Below are 721 nucleotides of genomic sequence, written 5' to 3'. Positions count from 1 at the left end.
ATCGCCGCGCACACGGAAGGTTCCGCGCGCAAAGTCCATGTCATTGCGCATGTACTGCATACGCACCAATTGCGCGATCAAATCGCGCTGACCAACGCTGTCGCCCTGACGCAGCAACATGATCATCTGGTGGTAGCTCTCGGGACTACCGATACCGTAAATGGCGGAGACAGTCGCCACGATCACCACATCGCGCCGCTCTAACAGACTCTTGGTGCATGACAAGCGCATCTGCTCGATGTGTTCGTTGATGGCAGAGTCTTTTTCAATGAACAGGTCACGCTGAGGCACATAGGCTTCAGGCTGGTAGTAGTCGTAGTAACTGACAAAGTATTCCACCGCATTGCGGGGGAAAAACTCGCGAAACTCCGAGTACAACTGGGCTGCCAGTGTCTTGTTGGGCGCGTAAACAATGGCTGGGCGCCCCATGCGTGCAATCACCTGGGCCATGGTGTAGGTCTTACCGGAGCCCGTCACCCCCAAAAGGGTTTGGTACATCTCTCCATCGTTCAAGCCTTCAATCAACCCCTGAATGGCAGTCGGTTGATCGCCCGCTGGCGGAAATGGTTGGAACAGCTCGAACGGGGAGCCTTCAAAGCGCACCCAGTCACCGGCTTGCTCACTTACCTGTTGTTGTGTGTCGTCAGTCATGCATGCTTTCGGTGACGCGACCGTTACAAGAGTGCAACGGGCGATTTAGAATCCTAGGTTTTTCCCTAAC

1 protein-coding gene is annotated in these 721 nt (G+C 54.9%); it reads right to left on the bottom strand.

Annotation, left to right across the window (positions count from 1 at the left end):
* Positions 1-651 (bottom strand): DEAD/DEAH box helicase family protein (locus AC1QQ2_RS14700; protein ID WP_479713705.1); only part of this gene is annotated, 651 nt, incomplete at its 3' end.
* Between the last annotated feature and the right edge of the window lie 70 nt (positions 652-721).

The sequence above is a fragment of the Aestuarium sp. genome (assembly GCF_023253315.1).
Classification (GTDB): domain Bacteria; phylum Pseudomonadota; class Alphaproteobacteria; order Rhodobacterales; family Rhodobacteraceae; genus Marivivens; species Marivivens donghaensis.
This window is presented reverse-complemented; position numbering and strand designations above follow the sequence as displayed.